This window comes from Marinobacter shunpengi (genome assembly GCF_045449715.1).
GTDB lineage: Bacteria > Pseudomonadota > Gammaproteobacteria > Pseudomonadales > Oleiphilaceae > Marinobacter.
The window spans coordinates 81,618-106,873 of the sequence record NZ_JBJJLA010000019.1; the positions used below are offsets into that span (position 1 = coordinate 81,618).

At 62.3% G+C, this 25,256-nt stretch carries 19 protein-coding genes; 17 read left to right on the forward strand and 2 right to left on the reverse strand.

Features of this window, described 5'->3' with window-relative positions:
- Window positions 1–16 precede the first annotated feature (16 nt).
- The 16 genes from ACJO3T_RS13885 (at window position 17) to cysB (ending at window position 22,162) form a co-directional block, all read left to right on the forward strand.
- The gene (locus ACJO3T_RS13885; RefSeq protein WP_406978830.1) at window positions 17–1,183 is read left to right on the forward strand and encodes a ribonuclease D; all 1,167 of its coding nucleotides are present in this window, start codon (window positions 17–19) and stop codon (window positions 1,181–1,183) included.
- Window positions 1,176–1,469 carry a YcgL domain-containing protein gene (locus ACJO3T_RS13890; protein ID WP_406963354.1) on the forward strand — a complete coding sequence of 98 codons (294 nt, stop codon included), beginning with the start codon at window positions 1,176–1,178 and terminating at the stop codon, window positions 1,467–1,469. The genes ACJO3T_RS13885 and ACJO3T_RS13890 overlap by 8 nt, the downstream gene beginning before the upstream one ends.
- Window positions 1,466–1,912 carry a YcgN family cysteine cluster protein gene (locus ACJO3T_RS13895; RefSeq protein ID WP_406963353.1) on the forward strand — a complete coding sequence of 149 codons (447 nt, stop codon included), beginning with the start codon at window positions 1,466–1,468 and terminating at the stop codon, window positions 1,910–1,912. The genes ACJO3T_RS13890 and ACJO3T_RS13895 overlap by 4 nt, the downstream gene beginning before the upstream one ends.
- A 17-nt stretch (window positions 1,913–1,929) precedes the next feature.
- The gene (locus tag ACJO3T_RS13900; protein ID WP_406963352.1) at window positions 1,930–2,298 is read left to right on the forward strand and encodes a hypothetical protein; all 369 of its coding nucleotides are present in this window, start codon (window positions 1,930–1,932) and stop codon (window positions 2,296–2,298) included.
- A gap of 339 nt (window positions 2,299–2,637) precedes the next feature.
- On the forward strand, window positions 2,638–4,800 hold the full coding sequence (locus tag ACJO3T_RS13905) for a VWA domain-containing protein (RefSeq protein ID WP_406978831.1): 2,163 nt from the start codon (window positions 2,638–2,640) through the stop codon (window positions 4,798–4,800).
- A gap of 139 nt (window positions 4,801–4,939) precedes the next feature.
- A complete protein-coding gene (locus tag ACJO3T_RS13910; protein WP_328184443.1) occupies window positions 4,940–5,782 on the forward strand; it encodes an AAA family ATPase in 843 nt (280 codons plus the stop codon).
- Window positions 5,783–5,852: 70 nt separating this feature from the next.
- Window positions 5,853–7,031, forward strand: coding sequence for a vWA domain-containing protein (locus ACJO3T_RS13915; RefSeq protein ID WP_406978833.1), 1,179 nt, complete (start codon window positions 5,853–5,855; stop codon window positions 7,029–7,031).
- 251 nt (window positions 7,032–7,282) lie between these two features.
- Window positions 7,283–7,582 carry a hypothetical protein gene (locus ACJO3T_RS13920; protein ID WP_406978835.1) on the forward strand — a complete coding sequence of 100 codons (300 nt, stop codon included), beginning with the start codon at window positions 7,283–7,285 and terminating at the stop codon, window positions 7,580–7,582.
- A 588-nt stretch (window positions 7,583–8,170) separates the two neighbouring features.
- A complete protein-coding gene (locus tag ACJO3T_RS13925) occupies window positions 8,171–9,853 on the forward strand; it encodes an AMP-binding protein (RefSeq protein ID WP_406963348.1) in 1,683 nt (560 codons plus the stop codon).
- A 104-nt stretch (window positions 9,854–9,957) separates the two neighbouring features.
- Window positions 9,958–13,896, forward strand: a complete 3,939-nt coding sequence (gene hrpA, locus ACJO3T_RS13930; protein WP_406978837.1) for an ATP-dependent RNA helicase HrpA — start codon at window positions 9,958–9,960, stop codon at window positions 13,894–13,896.
- 174 nt (window positions 13,897–14,070) lie between these two features.
- Entirely contained in the window at window positions 14,071–15,189 is a 1,119-nt protein-coding gene (locus ACJO3T_RS13935; protein ID WP_406963594.1) for a beta-ketoacyl-ACP synthase III, read from the forward strand.
- A gap of 65 nt (window positions 15,190–15,254) precedes the next feature.
- A complete protein-coding gene (locus ACJO3T_RS13940) occupies window positions 15,255–16,034 on the forward strand; it encodes an MlaA family lipoprotein (protein ID WP_406963346.1) in 780 nt (259 codons plus the stop codon).
- A gap of 185 nt (window positions 16,035–16,219) precedes the next feature.
- Window positions 16,220–18,019 (forward strand): ExeA family protein, encoded by a 1,800-nt coding sequence (locus ACJO3T_RS13945; protein ID WP_406978838.1) that lies wholly within the window; start codon window positions 16,220–16,222, stop codon window positions 18,017–18,019.
- A 7-nt stretch (window positions 18,020–18,026) separates the two neighbouring features.
- A complete protein-coding gene (locus ACJO3T_RS13950; RefSeq protein ID WP_406978840.1) occupies window positions 18,027–18,773 on the forward strand; it encodes a general secretion pathway protein GspB in 747 nt (248 codons plus the stop codon).
- Complete coding sequence (gene dinG / locus ACJO3T_RS13955; RefSeq protein WP_406963343.1) at window positions 18,773–20,938, forward strand: ATP-dependent DNA helicase DinG; 2,166 nt, start codon at window positions 18,773–18,775, stop codon at window positions 20,936–20,938. Before ACJO3T_RS13950 ends, dinG begins: the two co-directional genes overlap by 1 nt.
- A 246-nt stretch (window positions 20,939–21,184) precedes the next feature.
- Entirely contained in the window at window positions 21,185–22,162 is a 978-nt protein-coding gene (gene cysB / locus ACJO3T_RS13960) for an HTH-type transcriptional regulator CysB (RefSeq protein ID WP_406963342.1), read from the forward strand.
- Window positions 22,163–22,245: 83 nt separating this feature from the next.
- On the opposite strand, the gene ACJO3T_RS13965 is transcribed toward cysB, so the two are convergent.
- Window positions 22,246–22,995 carry a phosphoadenylyl-sulfate reductase gene (locus tag ACJO3T_RS13965; protein WP_406963593.1) on the reverse strand — a complete coding sequence of 250 codons (750 nt, stop codon included), beginning with the start codon at window positions 22,993–22,995 and terminating at the stop codon, window positions 22,246–22,248.
- 188 nt (window positions 22,996–23,183) lie between these two features.
- On the opposite strand from ACJO3T_RS13965, the gene thrH reads away from it, so the two are divergent.
- On the forward strand, window positions 23,184–23,792 hold the full coding sequence (gene thrH, locus ACJO3T_RS13970; protein ID WP_406978841.1) for a bifunctional phosphoserine phosphatase/homoserine phosphotransferase ThrH: 609 nt from the start codon (window positions 23,184–23,186) through the stop codon (window positions 23,790–23,792).
- Window positions 23,793–23,827: 35 nt separating this feature from the next.
- Here thrH and pabB read toward each other — a convergent pair whose 3' ends face one another.
- Complete coding sequence (pabB, locus tag ACJO3T_RS13975; protein WP_406978842.1) at window positions 23,828–25,132, reverse strand: aminodeoxychorismate synthase component I; 1,305 nt, start codon at window positions 25,130–25,132, stop codon at window positions 23,828–23,830.
- Between the last annotated feature and the right edge of the window lie 124 nt (window positions 25,133–25,256).

Here is a 25,256-nt window from a genome sequence, read left to right on the forward strand (position 1 = left end):
CTGACCGGGAGTTTACATGAACCAGGCCCTGCCGACCGTGCCGCCGATACCCGACGTGTCCCGCTGGCTCACCACTGTTGACGAGCTGGACGCCTGGCTGTCCGGGCACCGGGACCAGCCCCTCGCGCTGGATACCGAATTCGAGCGGGTATCCACCTTCTTTCCCATCCCCGGACTGGTGCAACTGGGTGCTGGCGGCTCCCTGAAGCTGGTGGATCCGTCCGTGGCCGAACAGTGCACCCGTTTCCGGGAAACCCTGGCGGACAGTGAGCGCCCCAAACTGCTGTACGCCATGGGCGAAGACCTGGAGCTTTTCCGGCACTGGCTGGACCTGGAGCCCCGGGGCCTGCTGGATCTGCAGCTTGGGTCGGCACTGGCGGGTGCGGGCTTCTCTGTGGGCTATGCCCGCCTGGTGGAATCCCTGTTTGGTGAAGCCCTGGACAAGTCCGCCACCCGTTCCGACTGGCTGGCCCGGCCGCTGACCCCGGCGCAGGAGGAGTACGCCCTGGACGATGTGCGTTTCCTGGAGCCACTGTACCGGTGGGTCACCGAAAGACTGGCAGAGCGGGGCCTGGAGAGCGCCCTGGCGGAGGAGTCCGACCGCTTCGCCGCGGACCTGCTGGCTCAGTCGGAACCCGCCGATGCCTACCTCAAACTGAAAGGGGGCTGGCAGCTCCCACCGGAAAAGCAGCAGGTGCTCCGGGCGCTGGTGGTATGGCGTGAGCAGGAATGTCGCCGCCGTGACCGGCCCCGGAACCGGGTGCTGGCGGACCCCGCGCTGATCGGTATTGCCGACCGACTGCCGGACAATGCCGGTGCCCTGGCCGCGGTCGACGGCGTGCCCCCGGTGGTGGTGCGCCGCTTCGGCGACCAGCTCCTGGCAGTGGTCCGGGAGGCGAGACAGTCCGGTGAGGTGCCCGGGGTACTGATCGACCGACCGCTGACACGGCCCCAGCAGGACCTCTACCGTCGCATAAAGAAAAGTATGGTCCGTGCCGCCGAACAGGCAGATGTACCGGTGGAATTGCTGGCCCCCCGCAAGCGCCTGGAGGCCCTGTTGCGGGAGGGGAACCCGGCCAAAGGCGACCTGGGATTTTTCGATGCGGGATGGCGGGCCCAGGTGCTGGCCAGTGAGCGTGCCGGCATCGTGGCGTTACTTGAACAACAGGAAAACTATGACTGACAAGACCTTTGTGTCCGTCTTTCGCAGCAGTGCGAGGGAGGATACCTATCTTTACGTAAAGCGGGGGCAGGACTGGAACGAACTGCCTGAATCGCTACGGGAAATTTTCGGACAGCCGGTCCACGCTCTGGACCTGGTGCTGACCCCGGATCGCAAACTGGCCCGCACCACCGGCCGGGAGGTGCTGGAGGCCATCCGGGACAAGAACTACTATCTGCAGCTTCCGGAGAAAGCGGACAGCTATATCGTGGCGTTCAAGGAAAAACTCAGGGACTTCGGTGCGTGATTGCGGAAATTCCCTTCTGGCAGCGTAAACGCCTCGAGGACATGACGCCCTCGGAATGGGAATCCCTGTGCGACGGCTGCGGCAAGTGCTGCCTGGAGAAGCTGGAGGATGACGAGACCGGCGACGTGTATTATACCGACCTGGCCTGCAGCCAGATGGACACCGCCACCTGCCAGTGCCGGAGCTACCAGAATCGCCAGCAGGTGGTTCCCGGGTGCACGGTGCTGACGCCGGACAACATTCACCAGTTCCACTGGTTGCCAACCACCTGTGCCTACCGGACCCTTGCCGAGGACCGTCCGTTGCCGGACTGGCACCCGCTGCGCTCCGGCGACCCGGACACGGTCCACGAGGCCGGCGTCTCGGTCGCCCACCGGGTGATGCCGGCCAGCGAAGTGCCCGAGCAGGACTGGGAAGAACACATAATTCATTGGGTATTGTAAAGGATCCACTAAGACCTATGACTGACTCTCTGCCTATCGCCGCGCTGGATACCGACTCCCAGACCGCCTACGCTTTGTTCTGGAGCATCTATGCGGCAGGCTTCGCCCTGTTCTACTGGGCCATGGCCAGGCTGATCCGCTGGCTGCCCCTGTACGGTGTCCGCACCTTTGTGAAGGCGGCCCTGATCGTGCTCATCGCCACCCCGGTCCAGTCCGCCATGGTGGACGGCTGGTGGGTGCCGGCCTGGCTCTATGGAGGCTACGAGACCTTCCTGGGGGACCCGTCGGAAGCGGCTCGTGCCTTCTTTAACATGGGAGCCGCCGCCATGGTCATGCTGCTGGTGTGGATACTGGACCTGGTGCGGTACCGGTTCACCCGTCGCTGAACCGGGCCTGATAGCGTTTCCAGGCCATCGTCTCCCGCGGTTTCGTGGTGTGCCGTGCGGTGAATTCGCTGACCTACTGTGCCACTGAGAGCCTTGAGAGCAAGGCGCGGTGGCGAAGGTTTGGTGGTTCCAAATCGAGCCGGCGCAACACGGCTATCAAGGCTCTCAGTGGCTCCCGAAGGGCGCGACGCTGGGGCTTCTGGCCGGTGTTGCCAGCCCTTGATGTGGAACCACCACACCGGCGGACTGGCGCCTTGGCCAGAAGCCCCAGCGTCACGCAGTAGGTCAGCGAATTCACCGCACGGCACACTAGCCCGATAACAACAAGAGGACCTGTTCATGGCGATGCGAAAGCTGCTTTTCACGTTGATTTTCCTGTCGACGTTGACGCTTTCACCCGTACAGGCCCAGGAAGGGCAAACCCCGCCCGCCCGTGATGTGCGGGTGGTGGTGGATATTTCCGGCAGCATGAAGGTTAACGACCCGGACAACCTCCGGCGCCCCGCCGTCAGGCTGATTGCCCGGCTGCTTCCCGAAGGCACCCAGGTGGGGCTGTGGACCTTTGGCCGGATGGTCAACATGCTGGTGCCCCACGATGCCCTGGACGACGAACTGCGGAACACGCTGGTGTCGGACTCCGACAAGATCAATTCCGTGGCCCAACGTACCAATATTGGCGGCGCTATCGAGGAGGCCGCCGACAACTGGTACGCCCCGGACCGCTCCCTGACCAATACCCACCTCATCCTGCTCAGTGATGGCAAGGTGGATATCTCCCCGAACCAGGCCAGCAACGACCGGGAGCGTAACCGCATCCTGGAGGAACTGGTGCCGGCCCTGGCGGAGCAGGGGCTCACCATCCATACCATCGCCCTTTCCGGAGAGGCCGATCTGGACCTGCTGGGTGCGATCGCCGATATGACTGGGGGCGTCGCCCGGGTGGCGGACTCGGCGGACGAACTTAGCCGACTCTTCGCCGACACCATGGGGCAGGCGGTTCCGGCCAACGAAGTGCCACTGGAGGACAAGGGCTTCACGGTGGATGGCGGCGTCGAGGAGTTCACCGCCCTGATCTTCAGTGCCACACCGGCGGGCCAGCGGGAACTCGCGCTGGTAAACCCCGAAGGCGAGCGCTATGGGCCTGACGTTGAAGAGGAAACCGTGCGCTGGGCCCGGGAGGCGGGTTATGACCTGATCACCGTAACCCGACCCGAAGCCGGGGACTGGCAGATGGAAGGTACCCCGGGGGAGGGTAGCCGCGTTACCGTGGTGAGCGACCTGCGGCTGGAGGTGGAACCCATACCGGCCCGCTTCCGGTTGGGGGAAGAGGTAGACCTCCGGGCCTTCTTTACCGAGGAAGGGGAACGGATCACCGACCCGGATTTCCTGGGCGTGATTACGGTCACCCTCAGCATGACCACGGAGGACGGTCGTCAGGGCAGTCGCGTACTCAATGAAGGCCAGCCGCCGGCGGATGGCATCTACCAGGACACCATAGCCAGACTGCCCGAGCCGGGGCAATATCTGCTGGAACTGGAGGCCGATGGCAGTACTTTCTCCCGTAAGTTCCGCAAGACCCTGGTGCTGGAAGCTCCGGAAGGGGCAGGCCCTGTCCCGGCGGATGGGGACAGCGTGCCGCTGGCCCCCGAAACCGGGGACGATGCCGACCAGGCAGGGACAGACTCCGCGTACCAGCCGGAATCGGACGGCCCCATCGATCTGTCCCAGCTCGAGGAACCGGCGCCTGAACCTCCGGCGGAGCCCGAACCCACGCCCCAACCGGAAGAGCCGTCCGAGACCGATGCCTCGCCACAGGCGTCGGACGCGGAGCCATCACTGACTGACCGCCTGCTGGCCTGGTGGCCCTGGGCCGCCGGGGGGCTGGGGGCGTTGGTCCTGGCTGGTGGAATCCTCCTGCTGCTGAAGCGCCGCCGTGGGGCCGGTGACGAAGACGCCTTGGCCGGCGCAGCCGACGATGCTCCGGAAGACGTTGGGCCGGACGCGACCGACGACTCGGACATGACCTCGTCGGAACAGGCCGCTGCAGTTGACGACAACCTGTCAGGGGAAGTGGAAGAAGACGCCGTTGATCCTGACCAGGAAGAGGCACCCGGGGACGCGCTTGTTGACGATTCCACAGAGGATTCGGCCGCCAGTGACTCCAGGGATGGTCAGGAGGAAGTCCCCGAACCAGCCGCTGTCGATGATGGCGATGCCGGGGAACCCGAGGCACCGAAGGAGGGGGAAGGCAGCCCCCGGCCGGAACCTGAGGCTGAGCAAACCGAGCCAGCCACCGAACCGCAGGGCGAGGAGCCCCCCACCGCAACCGTGCCGGAGGACGCCGATTCGCCGGAGGACGAACCAGCGGAGGACGACGACGAGGAGTTCGGGCTGGAGGATTTCGACCTCTCGGACATCGACGACCTGCCTGATCTGGAGACGGATGAGGACGAAAACGAGCGCGAGAAACCGTCCGAAGAGGACAAGAAGCCGAAAGAGTAACGCCGCTGGCGCTTATCACTGACGGGTAAAAAAATTATACTCTTGCACCATTACCGATTACCGGGGTGTGATCTGGTTGTTTTCTACCATGATCCCCGGCGCACATTTACCCGTTACATCGAACACAGGATCCAATGTCATGAAGTTCACCGGTACCGATAAATACGTCGCAACAGAAGATCTGCAAATGGCGGTTAACGCCGCCGTCGCCCTGCAACGCCCACTGCTGATCAAGGGCGAGCCCGGTACCGGCAAGACCCTGCTGGCGGAAGAAATGGCCGAGGGACTTGGCCTGAGGCTGATCCCGTGGCACATCAAGTCCACCACCAAGGCCCAGCAGGGGCTCTATGAGTACGACGCCGTCTCCCGCCTGAGGGACTCCCAGCTTGGCGATGAAAAGGTCAAGGACATCCGCAACTACATCGTCAAGGGCAAGCTTTGGGAGGCTTTCGAGGCGGACGAGCAGGTGGTGCTGCTGATCGACGAGATCGACAAGGCGGACATCGAGTTCCCCAACGACCTGCTGCTGGAACTGGACCGCATGGAGTTCTTCGTCTACGAAACCCAGCAGTTCGTCAAGGCCAAACAGCGTCCTATCGTGGTGATCACCAGTAACAACGAGAAGGAACTGCCGGACGCTTTCCTGCGCCGCTGCTTTTTCCACTACATCAATTTCCCGGAGCACGACACAATGCAGCACATTGTAGACGTGCACTTCCCCGGTATTCAGCAGGATATTGTCCGGGACGCCCTCGAGGTCTTCTTCGACGTTCGCAAGGTGCCGGGACTGAAAAAGAAACCGTCCACCTCCGAGCTGATCGACTGGCTCAAGCTGCTGATGGCGGACGACCTGTCCCGCAAGATGCTGCAGGAGAAAGACACCAGCAGTGCCCTGCCGCCGCTCTACGGCGCCCTGGTCAAGAACGAGCAGGATGTGCACCTGCTGCAGAAGCTGGCCTTCATGGCCCGCCGCAAGAAGTGATGCAGGGCGTCCGGGGCAGGGGGCTGCCCCGGCGGACATTTGATTCAACGGCCTCTTCTGGGAGGACGCCATGCTGATAGATTTTTTCATGGAAGTTCGTGCAGCCAGGGTGCCCGCCAGCCTGCGCGAATACCTTGACCTGCTGGAGGCCCTGCAAAAGCGGCTCGCCTTCGCGGATATGGAGGAGTTCTACTACCTGGCACGCCTGTGCCTGGTCAAGGACGAACGCCACTTCGACAAGTTCGACCGGGCCTTCGACGCCTATTTCAAGGGCATCGAGAACCTGGATGAACTGATGGAGGCGCTGATACCGGACGACTGGCTGCGGGCCGAGTTCGAGAAGCAGCTTTCCGAGGAGGAAAAGGCGCAGATCGAGTCCCTGGGTGGCCTGGAGGAACTGATCGATACCTTCAAGAAGCGCATGGAGGAGCAGAAGGAGCGCCACCAGGGCGGGAGCAAGTGGGTTGGTACCGGGGGCACCTCGCCGTTCGGTGCCAATGGCTATAACCCGGAGGGCTTCCGCATCGGCCAGAACGAGGGCCGCCATGGCCGTGCCGTGAAAGTCTGGGAGAAGCGTCAGTTCCGGGATCTGGACGACAGCATCACCCTGGGCATCCGCAACATCAAGGTGGCCCTGCGCCGGCTCCGCAAGTTTGCCCGCCAGGGCGCCGCCGACCAGTTGGATATGGACGACACCATTCGCTCCACCGCCCGCAATGCGGGCTACCTGGATCTGAAGATGGTGCCGGAGCGCCATAACGCCGTGAAGGTGCTGCTGTTCTTCGACGTGGGCGGCTCCATGGACCCCCATGTGCGGGTCTGCGAGGAGCTATTCTCCGCCGCCCGGATGGAGTTCAAGCACATGGAGTACTTCTACTTCCACAACTTCATCTACGAGTCGGTGTGGAAGAAGAATGTGCGCCGTCTTAACGAGACCACGCCGTTGTGGGATGTGCTTCACAAATACAGCTCTGACTACAAGGTGATCTTTATTGGTGACGCCACCATGGCCCCCTATGAGATTACCCATCCCGGCGGTTCCATCGAACACTGGAACGAGGAAGCCGGTGCGGTCTGGTTCCAGCGCGTGTACGAGCATTTCCGCAAGGTGGTGTGGATCAATCCGCTTCCGGAGAGCTACTGGGGGCGGGGCGGCTCACTGGGCATTACCCGCCAGTTGGTGGGTGATCACATGTACCCGCTCACCATTGAAGGCCTGGAATCGGCCATGCGTTACCTGAGTAAGTAAGCCTGGTCGGGTGACTCCCGTCACAGGGAGCCGATAGCACTGTAACACCAGATTCAGCCCGGCCCTTGTGCCGGGCTTTTTGGTATCTGATAAAAAATAAGACATTTTCAGTTAACGTCTCACTGTGCTTCAATTCGCCCTGAGTCTCAAAGGTCAGAGGCTCTCTGTTATGCCCTGGTTTGCCGAGATGGAACCTCGCGCCGTATTCCGGGGCTCCCTAACTCATTTTAAGTCAGGAAGGAACCTGTTCTATGAACAAGAAACTGTTTGCTGTCAGCGTACTGGTTGCCGGAATGGGCATGAGCTCCATGGCCATGGCCAGCCCCGTCTGTGAAGCGCAAAAGGCCGCCGCGCCGGACCTGGTGGGTGCGCGGGATAGTGATACCGCCATTGAGGAGGTTTACTCTGCCATTGACGAGAACGCCAGCAGCGAAGCTTCCGCCACTGTGCTGAAGGAATCTGTTGCCCAGATCTACGCCGACGAGAACATGGGCCTGGATGCCGCCTCCGAACTGATCCTTTCCAATTGTGAGTCAAAACTGGGCGCCTGATGCCGCCCCGGTGCCGGTTCCGGCAGTGCCGGCACCAAACGCCGACCGATGTCCGGCCTGTCCTATTATCCCACCTGTAACCTGTTAACCAGGCATGCCTTGTCCGGCTGATGAATCGGTATAAAAAAAGCCGATACACGGTTGAGAGTGTATCGGCCAAGCTCGGCATTTAACGTCAGGTACCTCCAGTAAGCACCTGCGTCAGCGTTCCTTAAGCACGATCGTTGCCATGATTGAAAAGTTCCAAATAAACAGGAAGGTAAGTCTGTTTAATGTGCCTGTTCAATACCGTCAGGTACGTGACTGTAAAATAGGCTGACATAAATACGCGATGATCGTCACAATCACCGTCAGGATTCCATGTCCAGGGGGCGTCGCATCTACCTGAATGCGGCCAAAACTGGTATTCTCGCCTTCTTTATAAGGCTGATACTTTAGTCTGCTTGTTTTTTCGCCGGAAGTTGTTCCGGGAAAAGCTGGCTGGATGGATAGTATCCCGACATGCTGCGGCAGTCCGGGCCGGGCAGGGAAGCAGGGTTGGCAGGACTGCGACACTATAATCATAAAGTGATAACAGGAGATGGTGCGATGGACTTAGAACAGTTCTATCAGGACAAGTATCCACCCGGTATTCCCCGCGAGATTGACCTGAACAAATACCAGAGCATGGTGGATGTGTTTGAGCAGGCAGCGAAAAAGTACGCTGACCGGCCCGCATTCAGCGCCGTTGGCGTGACCCTGACCTATGGTGATCTTGATGTCCAGAGCCGGAACTTTGCCGCCTGGCTGCAGAACAAGACCAACCTGAAACCGGGTGATCGGATTGCCGTCCAGATGCCCAACGTGACCCAGTATCCTGTTGTTGTTTTCGGCGCCATGCGGGCCGGTCTGGTGGTCGTTAATACCAACCCTCTGTACACCACCCGCGAAATGGAGCACCAGTTCAACGATTCCGGTGCCAAGGCCCTGGTTGTGCTGGCGAATATGGCATCCAACGCGGAAAAGGTGTTGCCGCAGACCGGCATCGAGCATGTCATCGTGACCGAACTGGCGGACATGCACTCCCCCCTGAAACGCACCCTGATGAACGCGGCAGTGAAGTACCTGAAGAAGATGGTACCTCCCTTCAACCTGCCCCAGGCCCACAAGCTGCCGGCGGTGCTGGCTGCGGGTGCCAAGGAAAAGCTGGACCAGGCCAAACCCACCCAGGATGACCTGGCGGTCCTGCAGTACACCGGTGGCACCACCGGTGTTGCCAAGGGCGCCATGCTGACCCATGGCAACCTGGTGGCCAACCTGCTGCAGACCCGGGCGATGCTCGAGGACAAGATCGACGAGGGCCAGGAGGTGATTATCGCGCCGCTGCCCCTGTACCACATCTACTCGTTTACCCTGAACTGCGGCATCATGCTGGAGGCCGGTGGCCATAACGTGCTGATCCCCAACCCGCGGGATATTCCGGGCTTCATCAATGAGCTCAAGAAATTCAAGTTCACCTCCTTCCTGGGTCTGAACACCCTGTTCAACGGCCTGATGGCCCACGAGGACTTCAAGGACCTGGACTTCAGCCACATGAAGATGACCTCTTCCGGTGGTATGGCCCTGACCAGTGCCACGGCGAAGAAGTGGCATGACGTGACCGGCGTGGAAATCGGCGAAGGTTACGGCATGACGGAGACCTCCCCGGTGGTGACCCTGAACCCGCCCAGTGCCATCCAGCTTGGAACCATCGGCCTGCCCATCTGTAATACCCTGTGCAAGATCATTGACGAAGACGGTAACGACCAGCCCCTGGGCGAGCCAGGTGAGCTCTGCGTCAAGGGTCCGCAGGTAATGCGCGGCTACTGGCAGCGGCCGGAGGAAACCCAGAAGTCCTTCACCGAGGACGGTTTCCTGCGTACCGGCGATATTGCGGTGATCCAGGAGGATGGCTACATCCGCATTGTTGATCGCAAGAAGGACATGATCATCGTGTCCGGCTTCAACGTCTACCCGAACGAAGTGGAGGACGTGGTAAGCGGCCATCCGAAGGTGCTGGAGTGCGCCGCGGTGGGTATTCCGGACGAGAAGACCGGCGAAGCGGTCAAGATGTTCCTGGTGCCGTCTGATCCGAGCCTCAAGGAGGATGAGCTCAAGGAGTTCTGCCGTGAGCGCCTGACCGCCTACAAGGTGCCCAAGAGTTTCGAGTTCCGCGACGAACTGCCCAAGACCAACGTGGGCAAGATCCTGCGTCGCGAACTGCGTGACGAGGAGATGAAGAAGCACCAGTAACCTGGCCTGCTGATCATCCCGAAAAGCCCTGCTCCGGCAGGGCTTTTTCGTTTATAAAACGGCTTCCGTTACAATAGCGGCCTCATTCACCAACTGAGCGATCCATGAGCCAGACCCCGCCCGGTAATCACGCCCCTGATACTCAGACCCTGCAGGGCGCCGACCAGATCCGGCGTCAGCTTGGCGACTGCAACCAGCGGGAAACCGCCCGCATCCTGCGGCTGCTGGCGCGCACCCGTAACCAGCCTGACGAGCCGGAGTTGCGGCGGATGAATCGCTGGCTGGAAGAGGGGCTGGCAAAGGTGGAAGCACGCCGCCAGTCGCACCGGCCCGCCAGCTACCCGGAAGGGCTGCCGGTGTCCGACCGGGTGGAGGACATTACCCGGGCGCTGGAGCAGCATCAGGTGATCATAGTGGCCGGGGAGACCGGCTCCGGCAAGACCACCCAGTTGCCCAAGATCTGCCTCAATGCCGGGCGGGGCACCCGGGGGCTGGTGGGCCACACCCAGCCCCGGCGAATCGCCGCCCGTACCGTGGCCAGTCGTATCGCCGAGGAGCTGGGGCCACAGCAGGGTGACCAGGTGGGCTACCAGGTGCGTTTTACCGACACCACTTCGAACACCACCCGGCTCAAGGTGATGACCGACGGTATCCTGCTGGCGGAGGTCCAGCATGACCGCTTCCTGGACGCCTACGACACCATCATTATCGATGAGGCCCATGAGCGCAGCCTCAATATCGACTTCCTGCTGGGCTATCTGAAGCAGCTACTGCCGAAACGGCCAGACCTGAAGGTGATCATCACCTCCGCCACCATTGAGGTGGAGCGTTTCAGCGAATACTTCCACCAGGCGCCGGTGATCGAGGTATCGGGCCGTACCTATCCCGTGGAAGTCCGTTACCGGCCCCTGGCCGGCGATGCCGACGAACGGGACCAGGGTTGGGGCGACGCCGTGGTGTCGGCCGTGGAGGAAATCGAGGACCACGAGCGCAGTGAGAGCAAGCCACCGGGGGATATCCTGGTGTTCCTGCCGGGGGAGGGGGAAATCCGGGCCCTCAGCAAGCAGTTGCGCCATGCGGACCTGCGTCATACTGAGGTGCTTCCGCTGTACTCCCGGCTCAGTGCCCGGGAGCAGAACCGGGTGTTTCAGTCCCATCCGGGGCGACGCATTGTGCTGGCCACCAACGTGGCGGAAACCTCGCTTACGGTGCCGGGTATCCGCTACGTTATTGATACCGGCGTGGCCCGTATCAGTCGTTATTCAGTGCGCTCCAAGATCCAGCGGCTGCCGGTGGAGGCCATTTCCCAGGCCAGCGCCAACCAGCGGGCAGGGCGCTGTGGCCGGGTGGCGCCGGGCATCTGCTTTCGCCTGTTCGACGAACAGGATTTCGTCAGCCGCGACGAGTTCACCGACCCGGAGATCCTGCGCACCAACCTGGCGTCCGTTATCCTGCAGATGGTTACCCTGGGTCTGGGGGATATCAAACAGTTCCCGTTCCTGGAGCCCCCCGACAACCGCCAGGTGAACGATGGCTACAAGCTGCTGGAGGAATTGGGGGCGGTGTCCGGCAAGCGTCGGATTACACGCCTGGGTCGTACCATGGCGCGGCTGCCCCTGGACCCGAGGCTGGCCCGCATGCTGGTGGCCGCCGATGAGCTGGGCAGCCTGTCGGAACTGCTGGTGGTCATCGCCGGCCTGAGTGTGCAGGACCCCCGGGAGCGCCCCCAGGACAAGCAGCAGGCGGCGGACCAGGCCCACAGCCAGTGGAACGACAAGGAGTCGGACTTTGTCACCCTGCTGAACCTCTGGAATCACTTTGAGGAGCAGCGGCAGGAGCTGTCCGGCAACCAGTTGAGCCGGTACTGCAAGAAACAGTTCCTGTCCTGGATGCGCATGCGCGAGTGGCGGGATACCCACCGGCAACTGACCCTGCTGTGCCGGGAGCAGAAATTTACCGTCAATCGCAACACCGCCAGTTATGAGGCCGTCCACAAGGCTATCCTGTCGGGCCTGCTTGGGCAGGTGGCCACCAAACTAGAAAAGAAGGAATACCTGGCTACCCGCAACCGTAAGGTGTTCATCTTCCCCGGCTCCAAGGTGGCAAAGTCTTCCCCCAAATGGATCATGGCGGCGGAGATCGTGGAAACCAGCCGCGTGTTTGCCCGCATGGTGGCCAAGATTGAGCCGGAGTGGGTGGAGCCGCTGGGTGAGCATGTCGTCAAGCGGCATTACTCCGAGCCCCACTGGGAACAGAAGCGGGCCCAGGTGATGGCCTTCGAGCGGGTCAGCCTGTACGGGCTGGACGTGGTTAGCCAGCGCCGGGTGCCCTATGCGTCAATCAACGCGGCGGAATCCCGGGAGCTGTTTATCCGCCGGGCGCTGGTGGAAGGGGACTACCGCACCAAGGCGCCGTTTATCGCCCGCAACCGGGAACTGCTGGATACCGTCGAGAACCTGGAGAACAAGACCCGCCGTCGGGACCTGCTGGTGGATGACGAACAACTGGTGGCGTTCTACGACCAGCGGCTGCCGGCGGATATCGTCAGTGGCCGGCATTTCGAGAGCTGGTGGAAGTCCCTGTCCGCGGAAGATCTCAAGGGCATGGAGCTGACCGAGAAGGACATCCTGCAGCGGGACCTGGACTACGATGAACTGGAGCAGTATCCGGACGAGCTGGAGTGGGAGGGAGCGAAGTACCCCCTGAGCTATAACTTCGAGCCCACCGGTGAGGACGATGGTGTCACCATCCAGGTGCCGTTAATGGCCCTCAAACAGTTGCCGGGGCATCGGCTGGAATGGCTGGTGCCGGGGCTGGTCCGGGAGAAGTGCATTGCCCTGGTGAAGGGGCTGCCCAAGTCGGTCCGGCGCAACTTTGTGCCGGTGCCGGATTTTGTCGATGCCGCCCTCGAGAAGATGACCCCGTCCAACGAGCCGCTGACCGATGCCCTCGCGGATCAGCTCCGTCGCATGACCGGTGTGCGCATCGCGCCGGAGGACTGGCCCCGTGAGGCATTGCCCCGGCATCTGCGGATGAATCTCAAGGTCCTGGGAGAGGGTGGCAAGGTCCTGGCCCGGGGGCGGGATCCCGACGAGTTGCAGACGAAGCTGGAAAAACAGGCCGAGCAGGCCCTCAGCCAGGTGGAAAAGGAGGAAGGTAAGGGCCCGGGCCGTCAGGCTTCCGACTGGCAGTTCGGTACCTTGCCAGCCTCGGTCCATACCGATCGCGGAGGCATGCAGGTCACCGTGTACCCGGCGCTGGAGGACCTGGGCGGCGAGGTACGGGAGACCCGTTTCCTGGACCCGCTGACGGCAGCGGACGCCCATCGCCGGGCGGTGGCCCGTCTGGTCCTCAACCGCCTGGGCAATACGCTGGAGAAGATCGACAGCCGGCTGCGCCATTTTCGGGATTCAGCGCTGATGTTCGCCCCGGTGGGTCAGGCCCGGACATTGCTGGACGACTTCCTGCTGGCGGCTGCCGCCAACCATTTCCTGGGCGGGCCGGACCGGTCGGCGGAAAGCCTCCCCCGCAGTGCCGGTGACCTGGACGCCGTCTACGAGTCGGGCAGGGGAGATTTCCTGCCGGCGCTGGAGGAAGCTGATGCGCAGCTCCATCAGGTGATGCGGGGCCACCACCGGGTCATGAAGCAGCTCAAGGGCAAGATCAGCCTGGCCATGGCCAACAGCATGGCGGACCTGAAGTTCCAGATGGAACACCTGGTGTACCCCGGCTTCCTGACGGCCACCCCCCCGGACTGGCTGGCCTGTTTTCCCCGCTACTTCGAGGCGGCGGACATCCGGCTGGAGAAAATGCCCCGGGAAATGGGGCGGGAACGGGAGTTCCTGCATGCCATCGAGCCGCTGTGGAGCCGGTACCAGAACAAGGCCGAACAGCACCGGCGACAGGGGATCCTGGATCCGGAACTCACCCTCTACCGATGGATGCTGGAAGAGTTCCGGGTGTCGTTCTTCGCCCAGCAACTCGGTACCGCCATGCCGGTGTCGGTCAAGCGGCTCGACAGGCAGTGGGCCCTGGTGCACTGAACGGCTTCGTGGAGCAACCGTAAAATCCTCTACATCCAGGCTCGTTGGACTATCTTTGTGATAGTATTCACGGTCAGACCATGAGCCTGCAGGATGCGCTCCGCCAACACGCATCCGGCTCGACCAGATAGTAGTCCACAATAATGTCCAGAAAAGTCGGGGTCCTTTGTGAGCATCACCGCCATCATTACCGGTACCGGGTTGTATACACCACCCGCCTCCATCAGCAACGAAGAACTGGTAGCCTCGTTCAACCAGTACGTTGAGTTACATAACGAGCGCCATGCGGCGGAGATCGCCAATGGCGATGTCGAGGCGCTCCAGCCTTCCTCGGTTGAGTTCATCGAGAAGGCATCCGGCATCAAGAGTCGCCACGTGATGGACAAGGACGGCATCCTCGACCCCGAACGGATGTGCCCGCGACTCCCGGACCGCAGTAACGATGAATACTCGATCCAGTGCGACATGTCTGTGATTGCCGCCCGACAGGCCCTGGAGCAGGCCGGCCGTGACGCCAGCGAGGTGGACGCGGTGATCGTCGCCTGCTCCAACCTGCAGCGGGCCTACCCGGCGGTGGCCATCGAGGTCCAGGATGCCCTGGGCATTGACGGGTTTGCCTACGACATGAACGTGGCCTGCAGCTCGGCCACCTTCGGTATCCAGGCAGCGGCCAATGCCGTGGAAAACGGCACCGCCAACGCGGTGCTGGTAGTGAGCCCGGAGATCTGTTCCGGGCACCTGAACTTCCGTGACCGGGACAGCCACTTTATCTTCGGCGACGCCTGCACCGCGGTGCTGGTGGAGCGGGATGACCGGGTAGCGGACGGCCAGGGCTTCGAGATTCTGGGAACCCGCCTGAAGACAAAGTTCTCCAACAACATCCGCAATAACTTCGGCTTCCTCAACCGGGGTGACGAATCCGGTGTCGGCAAGCCCGACAAGCTGTTCGTGCAGCAGGGCCGCAAGGTCTTCAAGGAGGTTTCCCCGATGGTGGCGGAACTGATCGTCAGTCACCTGGAGAGCCTCTCCCTGGGAGCGGACGACCTGCGCCGGATGTGGCTCCACCAGGCCAACCTCAATATGAACCAGTTGATTTCCAAACGCGTACTCGGCCGCGAGGCCACCGTCGAGGAAGCGCCCGTTATCCTGGACGAGTACGCCAATACCAGCTCTGCCGGTTCGATTATTGCCTATCACCTGCACAAGGACGACTTCGGTGCCGGTGACCTGGGTGTGATCTGTTCCTTCGGTGCCGGGTATTCCATTGGCAGCGTCGTGATACGCAAACGCTGACCGGAGTGCCAGGGACAGGGCAGGGCCACGACCTGACGAATAGCCAACCAGGAACCTCCATTACCATGTTTCGCGATCTCTCCCGAGCGCTGACAATACTCATGTTCGGTGCACTGGCGCTTGCCGGCTGCGCTTCCTCCCCCGATGACCGTGAGCCGGAGTCGCCCCCGGAAGCGGTGTCTTCCGGCAATCCAGCCGATCCCTGGGAATCCTGGAACCGCAGGGTCTATGCCTTCAACGAAGGGGTCGACGACTGGGTGTTGCGACCGGTGGCCGAAGGCTACCAGTGGGTCATGCCGGACATTGCCGATCGGGCGGTGACCAACTTCTTCAACAACCTGGGAGAAGTGCACAATTTCATCAACAGCGTGCTCCAGCTCAAGGGCGAGCATGCCGTGGTGGCGGCAGGCCGGTTCACCTATAACTCGGTGTTCGGTATTGGCGGTCTGTTCGATGTGGCCACCGCCTTCGACCTGCCGGAGCGGCCCGAGGATTTCGGGCAGACCCTGGGGTACTGGGGCGTGGGCCCCGGGCCTTACCTGGTACTGCCGTTCATGGGGCCATCCACGCCCCGGGACTTCACCGGTACCGTGACCGACAGTTTCGTGTTCCCGTCGGCCTGGGACTATGTGGAGAGTCCGGAGCAGTGGTACCTGCTCGGCCTGTTCGTGGTGGATACGCGGGCAGATCTGCTGGCTGCCGAAGGGTTCATGTCCGGAGACAGCTACACCTTTATACGCAACGCCTACCTACAACGTCGGGAATACCTGATCAATGATGGCAAGATGACTTCAGATCCCTTCACCGGGAGTGATGAAGATGACCTGATGCTGGATGACTTCTAGGCGTCAGGAGTCCGGCGGAAAGTTCTATGTCGCAATCTAGAATATGTGTCGCAAACGGTGAAGCGGTTGGCCCGTGATGGTGACAGTTGTCGACTGCGGGCGGTATCATGGCTGCCATTACAACGCGGACCTTCTATTGAAAGGGACAGGTCCGGATAACCCGGCCGCAAGCTGACTGGAATACCATGTACTACGATTTCTTCGGGTTTCGGGAGCCGCCGTTCTCCATTGCGCCGGACCCCCGATACCTGTATCTCAGTGAACGTCACAAGGAAGCCCTGGCCCACCTGATGTATGGTGTTCAGGGGCAGGGTGGCTTCATTGTGATCACCGGCGAGGTGGGCACCGGCAAGACCACGATCAGCCGCTGCTTCATTGAGAACGTGCCGGAGCACGTGGACATCGCGTTGATCCTCAATCCGCGTCTGTCGGCGAGGGAACTGCTGGCCTCCATCTGTGATGAACTGGGTATTGCCTACCCGGACAACGCCACCATCAAGAAGCTCATCGATCGCATCAACCAGCACCTGCTGGAGGCCCACGCCCGTGGGCGTCACCAGGTGCTGCTAATCGATGAGGCCCAGAACCTGTCCGCCGAAGTTCTGGAACAACTGCGCCTGCTGACCAACCTGGAAACCGCAGAAAAGAAACTGCTCCAGATTGTTCTGCTGGGGCAGCCGGAGCTGAAGGATATCCTGGACCGCCCGGAGTTGCGTCAGCTCAACCAGCGGGTAACCGCCCGTTACCACCTGGATGCCCTGGAGCGGGACGAACTGCCAGCCTACATCCACTATCGTCTTGGGGTAGCCGGGGTCAAGGTGGAACTCTTTACGCCGTCGGCAATTCGCACCCTGTTCCGGAAAAGCAACGGTGTGCCCCGGCTGATCAACCTGATCAGTGACCGGGCCCTGCTGGGGGCCTATAGCGAAGGCGTCCAGCAGATCGAACCCCACCACGTGAAGGCTGCGGCGAGGGAGGTGGGCGGCGTGCCCGGGCGTACCGCCCCGGGCGGGGTGTCTCCCATGCTGCGCATGGTGACGGCGGTCGCCGCGTTGATGGCGATTGCGGTTGTTGGCTGGGCCTTCATCGAGAGCCGGCAGGATGCCCCGGTGGCCGCCATGGAGAATGCCGACGCCTCTGGAGCTTCAGCCGATCACAGCACGCCCGGTAACGAGACCGCTGGCGAAAACGGTGCCGCCGGTTCCGATACTGCCGGGCCGGACCTCACCGACGATGAGCTACTGACCGGTGCCGTTGAGCGAAGTGACGAGCCCGGGCCGGTCGTGATCGAAGAGCCGGAACTGACAGCTTTCGATATCCGGAAGCATGGCCTGACCACGGCCCAGGCCTACGACGGCCTGTTCCAGTTGTGGGGCTATGACTGGGACCGCTCCAGCTATCCCTTCGCCTGTGATTACGCCGATGCTGCCGGCCTCCGCTGTCTGCACCGACAGGGCAGCCGTCGCAGCATGGAGGATATCAATCGTCCGGCGGTATTGACCCTCAAGGGCACCGAAGGCACGGACACCCATGTCACCCTGGTACGCCTCGAGGGAGACGTGGCAACCCTGAAAACGGCAGAAGGCACCCTGGAAGTGTCCTTCCGGGAAGTGCAGGACCACTGGTACGGGGAGTTCTCCGTGCTCTGGCAGGTTCCCCCCTATATGGCGTGGAACGGTGACCCCTCCGAGCTGCCCCGGCAGAACCGGGAGGGCGTCTGGCTAAGCGCACGCATGATGCAACTGGTGGGGCTGCATGCGGACAACAGCGATGAAATCGATCGTGTAAGCCGCATGATCCGGGATGAACAGATACGCTGGTACCAGCGGGTCAAGGGGTTGCAGCAGGATGGGGTCGTTGGCGCCATGACCCTGATCCAGATGAGCAACGATCTCGATGCCGGTGTGCCGCGGCTGGTACCCACCAGTAGTACCGTGATTGCCCCCGCCGGTCCGGGGCAGCCGGTCCAGCCACGGTCCGGATGATGCCGTCATGAGCTATATCCTGGAAGCACTGAAAAAATCCGAGTCCGAGCGTAACCAGGGTCGGGTGCCGAACCTGGGCCAGCAGATACGTATGGTCCACCGTAAGCGCAAGCGGGGAATTCCCGCCCTGGCCTGGCTCGCCATTGCTCTGACCCTGAATGCCGTAATACTGGCGGCCCTGTTCTGGCCAGGTGCCGGCCTGTGGTGGGACCACTCACAGACCGCCGGGGCACTGGCCCGGTCAACGGAGCAGGCGGCTGGTGCGACCGCGCCGACGACCGCGGCCGGCAGTGAGGAGACACCATCCGCCGCCAGCGGCGAGGTGGCCAGGGCCGAGGAGCCGGTACCGGAACCGGCGGAAATCACCGCCGCCACCGGCGAGCTGGAAAGCCAGGGGGCCGTGATACTGGATACCGTGAAGGAAGCCCCCACGGTGATCGTCCCCACCGTACGCCAGCCCGGCACGGCCGGCGGCAGTGAGTACACCCCGGAGCCCTGGGAGGGCCGTGTACCCCACCTGGTGGAGCTGCCCATGGCGTTCCAACGCCAGGTGCCGGACCTGGTCTTCAACAGTCATGTCTATTCATCCCGGCCATCGGCACGGAGTGTGATGATCAATAACCGTTATCTGCGTATGGGCGACTCCTTCGGACCACTCCGGGTGGAGCGTATTACCGAAGAAGGGGTGGAACTGAGTATGGACGGCCAGCGCTTCCGGGTTGGTGTCGTCCGTGACTGGAGCAGCCCCCGCTGATGCCCCTGAGCGACGCCGTCAAGGCCGAAATCCAGCAAGCCTATCGTGATGTTCTCGCGGGCAAGGGCATTCGCGCCCGCTATGGCCAGCGTCTGATGATTGCCGAGATCGCCCGTTACATGGGCGATATCACCGAGAACGATGGCCAGCGTACGTCCTCGCCCGCGGCCTGTGTGGTGGAGGCCGGCACCGGCACCGGCAAGACCCTGGGTTACCTGATTGCCGCCATCCCCGTGGCCCGGGCCCTGGGCAAGACCCTGGTGATCTCCACTGCCACGGTGGCGTTGCAGGACCAGATCATCTCCAAGGATCTGCCGGACCTGAAACAGCACAGCAAGCTGTCGTTCGAGTGGACCCTGGCCAAGGGGCGTGGTCGTTACCTGTGCATGTCGCGCCTGGAAACCAGGCTCCACGACGAGGGCAATGGCGACAGCGACACCATGCCCCTGTTCCTGCTGGACGAGGGCAGGGAACAGGAGCCGGGGTCCCGGGAGTTCTTCGAGGAGATGCTCGGCCGGTATGGCTCCCGGGAGTGGGACGGCGACCGGGACCACTGGCCCACCACCATTCCCGACGAGGTCTGGCGGCAGGTCACCACCGACCATCGCCAGTGCACCAACCGGCATTGTGCCTACTTCGATAACTGCGCCTTCTTCGACGCCCGCAAGGGACTGGAAACCGCCGATGTGGTGGTGGCCAACCACGACCTGGTACTGGCGGACCTGGCGCTGGGCGGCGGTGCCATCCTGCCGGAGCCCGAGAATGCCCTGTACGTCTTCGACGAGGCCCACCACCTGCCGGACAAGGCCCTGAATCACTTTGCCGCCTCGGTACCCCTGAACAGTACCCGCCAGTGGCTAAAGCAGCTTTCCCAGGCGCTGGCGAAGATCCAGCCGTGGCTGCCTCCCGTGACCGTGGCGGGGCGCACCGTGGAGAAAATCTCCGGGGCGTCAAGGGAGCTGGACGACTGGCTTACCCGGGTCCACGATCACCTGTTGGAGAGCATCCAGTGGGAGTTCTCGGAGGAGCGTCGCACCGCCCAGTGGCGGTTCCCTGAAGGCCAGCTGCCGGAAGACATGCTGGCGCTGGCTACCGAGACCCGGGCCGCGACTGCCACCCTGGTGCGCCACCTGGGCACCGTGGCCGATGAATTGCAGAAGGGGTTCGATGAGCGTAAGGACCATGAGCTGGATCGGGACACGGCCGAAGCCTGGTACCCGGTGATCGGCAGCTTCCACGCCCGGGCAGAGGATCAGTCGCGGCTGTGGGCGGCCTGGTGCGATGTGCCGGCGCCGTCGTCGGAAGACGCTGAAAAGGCCCCTGTCCGGACCCCACCGCCGGCCCGGTGGGCCATCCGCCAGCGCTGGGAGCATGCGGAGGAGGTCACCCTGTACAGCAGCCCGGTACTGGCGGACAACCTGCTGTTCTCCCGCCTGTGGTCCCGGGCCCACGGCGCCGTGCTGACCAGCGCCACGCTGACCGCCCTGGGACGCTTTGACCGGCTCCGCTCCCGGGCCGGGTTGCCGGCGGACAGCCGTTACCTGGTGGTGCCCAGCTCCTTCCGCTATGCCGACATGGCCACGGTAGAGGTGCCGCCCATGGAAGCCCTGCCTACGGACACGGAAGGCTTTACCAACGCCCTGGTACGCTGCCTGCCGGAACGGTGGGCCACGGAAAAGGCCACACTGGTGCTGTTCACCTCCCGCCGCCAGATGAACGCGGTACGTGACCGCCTGGCCCCGGATCACCCGGGTCTGATCACCACCCAGGACGACATGGCCAAGGGCGAGGTGCTGCGACACCACCGGGAGCGGGTGGATGCCGGCAAGCCATCGGTGTTGTTTGGGGTGGCCAGCTTTGCCGAGGGCATCGACCTGCCGGGACGCTACCTGGACCATGTAGTCATCACCCGACTGCCGTTCTCGGTACCGGATGATCCCATCGAGGCGAGCCTGGCGGAGTGGGTTACCAGCCGCGGTGGCAATCCGTTCATGGAGATCACGGTGCCGGATGCCTCGATCAAGCTGGTGCAGGCGGTGGGCCGTCTGTTGCGCACGGAAGAGGACACCGGCCGCGTGTCCATCCTGGATCGCCGGATCGTCAGCCGTCGCTACGGTCAGTTGCTACTGGATGCCCTGCCGCCATTCCGCCGGATTATCCAGTAGGCCGGCGAGTTCCCCAAGCGGCATGCCATGGACGATGTCGGGGAACGTCTCACACTGTTATACCCCGATTTTATGAAAACCGACTTGTATACCCCGGTTTTGGTCTACACTGATTATCGAACACTCTCTATTCGATAAAAGAATGAAAACAACCATCTTTATGCGTATTCTGGTGATGGCTCAGGCACGAGCCTGCCAGTGGCAGGGTGCAATATCCTGCGTCCGCTATGGGGAGAGAAAGCAACAATGAAATTACAACAACTGCGCTATATCTGGGAGGTTGCCCATCACGACCTGAATGTCTCCGCAACGGCCCAGAGCCTGTTTACCTCCCAGCCCGGTATTTCCAAGCAGATCCGGTTGCTGGAGGACGAACTGGGAATCGAGGTGTTCGCGCGCAGCGGCAAGCACCTGACCCGGATTACCCCGGGCGGGGAAACCATTATCCGGGAGGCGGGGGAGATCCTGCGCCGGGTGGAGGGCATCAAGAAGATTGCCCAGGAGTTCAGCAACCAGCGCAAGGGTGACCTCAGTATCGCCACCACCCACACCCAGGCACGCTACGCACTACCGCCGGTGATCCAGGGTTTTATCGAGACCTATCCGGACGTGTCCCTGCACATGCATCAGGGCACCCCCATGCAGATCTCGGAAATGGCCGCCAATGGTGCCGTGGACTTTGCCATCGCCACCGAGGCCATGGAGCTGTTCAACGACCTGATCATGATGCCCTGCTACCGCTGGAACCGCTGCGTGATCGTGCCCCGCAACCATCCCCTGGCGCAGCTCCCGGAGCTGACCCTGCCGGAACTGGCCAAGCACCCGATTGTCACCTACGTGTTCGGGTTCACCGGGCGTTCCAAGCTGGATGAAGCGTTCCAGGCGGAGGGGCTGGAACCCAAGGTGGTGTTCACCGCCGCCGATGCCGATGTCATCAAGACCTATGTCCGGCTGGGGCTGGGTGTGGGGATCATTGCCTCCATGGCCTACGACCCGGAGGCGGACTCCGACCTGGTGGCCCTGGATGCCAGCAAGCTGTTCCGACCCAGTGTGACCCGCATCGGTTTCCGCAAGGGTACCTTCCTGCGAGGCTATATGTACGACTTCATTGAGAGGTTTGCGCCGCACCTGACCCGCGACACCGTCAACGAGGTAGTGTCGCACCAGGGCAGCCGGCAGGAAATCGAGGACCTGTTCCGGGACGTGGAACTGCCCCTCTACTGAGGCGCGTCATCCCGGGATGCCGGGAGAGTGGCGGGCAGTTACCCGCTACGTCCCCGCAACACCCCGGGTGTTTGTCCAGACGGTCAGGCGTCGCTGGCAATCAGGTTGCCGGCGTGCAGCCCGCACTCCTTCTGGGTGGCTTCCTCCCACCACCAGCGGCCTTCCCGCTCATGCTGGCCGGGCAGTACCGGACGGGTACAGGGTTCGCAGCCGATGCTGACAAACCCCCGTTCATGGAGCTTGTTGTAGGGCGCTTCAGAGATACGGATGTAGTCCCACACCTCTTTTGACGTCCAGTTGGCCAGTGGATTGAACTTCACCAGTTCGCCACTGCGGCCCTCGAAGGCGTCGTCCAGTTGCACCACGGGCACTTCATTCCGGGTGCCGGGGCTCTGATCCTTACGCTGGCCGGTGATCCAGGCATCCAGGGTCTTCAGCTTGCGGCGCAGTGGCTCTACCTTGCGAATCCCGCAGCATTCACCGTGGCCATCCTCATAGAAGCTGAACATGCCTTTTTCCGTGACCAGGGCCTGGACCGCTTCGGCATCCGGGAACTGGAATTCGATGTCGATGCCGTAGTGCTTGCGCACACGCTCGAAGAACTCGTAGGTTTCCGGGTGCAGGCGACCGGTATCCAGGGAAAATACCCGCAGCCGGTCTGTCAGTTTGTGGGCCATCTCGATCAGGGCCACGTCTTCCGCGCCGCTGAAGGAAATGGCGATCTCGTCGTAGCGGGCCAGTGCCGCCTTGAGGATCGCCCTCGGGCTCTGGCCGTCCAACTCTCTCTGAAGCTGCTCAATGTCAGTCATCGAATTATCGTTATCCTGTGAAATGGTGACGCCAATTTATCACCAGATCGAAGGTTCATGAAGTAATCTGCAATCATAAGGTTATAGCAGGCCCATGTTCCGGCCAATATCCGTGTCCCCTGACAACGATGCAATTGGTGTCGGATTTTTCTATCATAGCGGGCCCATCGATCAACAAGCGGGCCATGCCCGGCCGGTAACAGGAGAATAGTGTGGAACTTGCGTGCCTTGACCTTGAGGGAGTGCTGATCCCGGAAATCTGGATCGCGTTTGCGGAGAAAACCGGGATTGAAGAGCTCAAGGCCACCACCCGGGACATCCCCGACTACGACGTGCTGATGAAGCAGCGGCTGCGACTGCTGGACGAGCATGGCTACGGCCTGCCGGCCATCCAGGAGGTGATCGGTGAGCTGGACCCGCTGCCCGGGGCCCCGGAGTTCCTGGACTGGCTGCGTGAGCGCTTCCAGGTGGTGATCCTGTCCGATACCTTCTACGAGTTCGCCATGCCGCTGATGAAGAAGCTCGGTTATCCCACGCTGCTGTGCCACAAGCTGGAGGTGAACGACGAGGGTCGCATCACCAACTACCTGCTGCGCCAGCGTGATCCTAAGCGTCAGTCGGTGCGGGCCTTCCAGTTGCTGAACTACCGGGTAATTGCCGCCGGTGACTCCTATAACGACACCACCATGCTGACCCAGGCCGAGGGCGGCATTCTGTTCCATGCACCCCGGAACGTGATTAAGGAATTTCCCCAGTTCCCGGCGGTGCAGGACTTCGAGGCCCTGAAGAAGACCTTCCTGGAGCTCAGCAACCGGTTCTGAGCCCACCCGGTGCCCGCGGCAATGCCGCGGGCTCCTTACTCCTTCCCCAACGCCTCCAGAGTGGAGAGCAAGCGCTGGATCTTGGTCAGGGATTCCTGGTATTCATCCTCCGGATCGGAGTCCGCCACGATACCGCAACCCGCCCAGCCGCGGATGCGGCCGTCCGCCAGGGTCTGCAGGCTGCGGATGGCGATGTTGCTTTCCAGCCGATTGTCCGCCCCCCACCAGAACAGGCTGCCGCAGTAGGGCTCCCGGGGGTGGGACTCCAGCTCATCGATGATCTCCATGGCACGGCGTTTGGGGGCTCCGGTAATGGAGCCGCCGGGAAAGGCGCCCAGCATGGCCTCGAAGGGCGTGGTGTCCGCTTCCAGGGTGCCGGTGACCGTACTCACCAGCTGGTGCACATTGCGGTAGCTTTCCACCTCGAAGAGCTGGGGAACCCGCACTGAGAAAGGTTTGCAGAAGTGGGACAGGTCGTTGCGGATCAGGTCCACAATCATCAGGTTCTCGGCCCGGTCCTTGGGGTTGGTGGCCAGTGCCCGGGCCAGGGCGCGGTCCTGCTCCGGGTCGCTCCCCCGGGGGCGGGTGCCCTTGATGGGCTTGCTGGTCACGCGGTCGCCATGGATTTCCAGGAACAGCTCCGGTGACACGCTCAGCAACTGCCAGTCGCCGGCGTTGAGGTAGCCGCCGTGGGGTACGGGGATAGCCTCGGTAAGGGCGTTCCAGGCCAGCCAGGGATCACCGTCGAAGCGTCCCTCGAACATCTGGGACAGATTGGCCTGGTAACAGTCCCCGGCCAGGATGTAGTCCAGTATGCGACGTACACCGGCCTGGTAGTCCGCCGCCGATGCCAGCGACCGGAACGGGGCAGTGAGCCGGAAGTCATGCCGGGCCGGCGTTTCCAGGCTGTTGGTGGTATACCCCAGGATGCGGGCTGCCAGGTCCGACGGACAGGATTCATGGAACAGGAGCCGGGCATCCCCCGACTCGGGGATCACCAGTTCCCAGGGGTAGGCGCCGGCCCAGCCGACACTGTCCAGGGCGTCACCCCGGCTGCGGAAACCGGGAACTGTCTGTCTTCCGGCTTCGTAGAACAGGCTGCCGGCGATGCCGCCACAGGTGTCCCCGCTGACCAGTCGCCGGTGTTCCCCGAGGATGTCGGAGACGGTAGCGGCGAACCGCTGCGGGTCGTCCGGAAAGCGCCATTCCCGGACCGGCAGGGCGCTGATCCGCCGGCAATTGCCCCGGTCCGTGTCCAGGCAGATAAAACCCTCAAGCCCGGAGAGGGCATCAACGATACCGTCGAGTCGGGAACGGGAGACTGTGTAGCGGGTCAACATCCGGAAACCTGATCGGGTCGTGGGGCTGAATAGGCCGCACATGATACCCTATTATTCATCGGGGGACCTCCGGATAAGCCCGGATCACCGGTTCCTCAAGAAGGGTCCAGAAGTAAGGAAGTAG